This is a genomic window from Streptomyces adelaidensis (genome assembly GCF_016598475.1).
Taxonomy (GTDB): Bacteria; Actinomycetota; Actinomycetes; order Streptomycetales; family Streptomycetaceae; genus Streptomyces; species Streptomyces adelaidensis.
Genome location: NZ_JAEMUX010000251.1, coordinates 1 through 1027, shown reverse-complemented (window position 1 = coordinate 1027; position 1027 = coordinate 1). Strand labels below are relative to the sequence as shown.

Genomic DNA, 1027 nt, shown 5'->3' with positions numbered 1-1027 from the left:
CAGATCTAGCCTCGGGTGACAACGTCGTATCGCAATGGTGCTTTCACATCGATGAGCCGAACGATTGCCTTCCGAGGCTGCTGATAGACGCCTATCCGGTGATGGTTGATGATTGGGTCTTCGGTCACTTCGGTGGGCTACTCGATGCAGAAGATGAGTCCGTGGGCACCGCTGAGACTGAGTAATCTTCCCTGGCCTAGGAAAGCCGACAGGTTTGCCCTAGGGCGTTCTATTGCCTCGGCTGAAGTTGCACGGCCCGCAGGCCGGGCGAAGGTTCTCTATTTCATTCGTTCCGCCTCGGCTGAGCGGAACAATGTGGTCGGCCGTCGTAGCTGGCCGGGAATAGCAGATAGAGCAGACAGGGTTAGCCGCGAGGATCGCGGCCCTGGATTTGAGATATTGAGTGTTATATCCACGCGCCCACGGGGAGGGGCGCGTGTGCTTTCTCTTCTGCTCCCGTCGCTTCGCTCCGGCCGAGGTGCAGGGCTCACAGCGTGAGCCGAGAGGATAGAGCCGCTTACAGCGGCTGCACATCATGTAAGGCAATAGCTACTCCAAACAGAAGCGGCACCCTTCGAGGGGTGCCGTTAGTGGTGCTCTCTGCCTGGCCTCCATTCCTCGGCCAGGGGATGACTTAAAGAGATAGAGAGGGAGCGAAGGTTTCCGCTGGTCAGAGGAGAACGCGTAACCCTCCGAGGGTTACGGGGTAACCGAGACAGGGTTACGCGGCAGTCCGAAGGGAGTGCACGCGGCAGGATGCCGACCCGAGACCGTTCTTCTAGAAGTGGTGCCCAGGCAGTACGAGGCACCGTGCGCCCGACTCAGGGGCGATCAAGGCCATGGCCTTAGCGGCAGCCATGCCCTTCTGTACAGCCTGTCTGGTGAGCGCCTGGCCGTTCTCCCCGGCCAGGATGGAAGCTAGGGCACCCTCCGCGAACTCGGCGTGTCCGACCTGGTTTCCCCAGCCGAGGGCCGCGAAGTACACCCGGAGCGCCAGCGGCTTGATTAGGGGGTTGCGTGCTTTCGC

Annotated in this window: 2 protein-coding genes and 1 pseudogene; 1 reads left to right on the top strand and 2 read right to left on the bottom strand. The window is 61.0% G+C overall.

Annotation, left to right across the window (positions count from 1 at the left end):
• On the top strand, nt 1–185 hold a 185-nt coding region (locus I8N67_RS43665; RefSeq protein WP_234047128.1), incomplete at its 5' end, for a hypothetical protein.
• Between the two features lie 34 nt (nt 186–219).
• On the opposite strand, the gene I8N67_RS44860 is transcribed toward I8N67_RS43665, so the two are convergent.
• Both I8N67_RS44860 and I8N67_RS43660 read right to left on the bottom strand, forming a co-directional pair.
• A complete protein-coding gene (locus I8N67_RS44860) occupies nt 220–534 on the bottom strand; it encodes an HNH endonuclease (RefSeq protein ID WP_372443925.1) in 315 nt (104 codons plus the stop codon).
• Between the two features lie 244 nt (nt 535–778).
• A pseudogene (locus I8N67_RS43660) lies at nt 779–1027 on the bottom strand (hypothetical protein); the annotation flags it as partial.

Excerpts from the sequence above, each read along its gene's own strand:
- I8N67_RS44860 (WP_372443925.1), bottom strand. The coding sequence starts at position 534 with ATGTGCAGCCGCTGTAAGCGGCTCTATCCTCTCGGCTCACGCTGTGAG.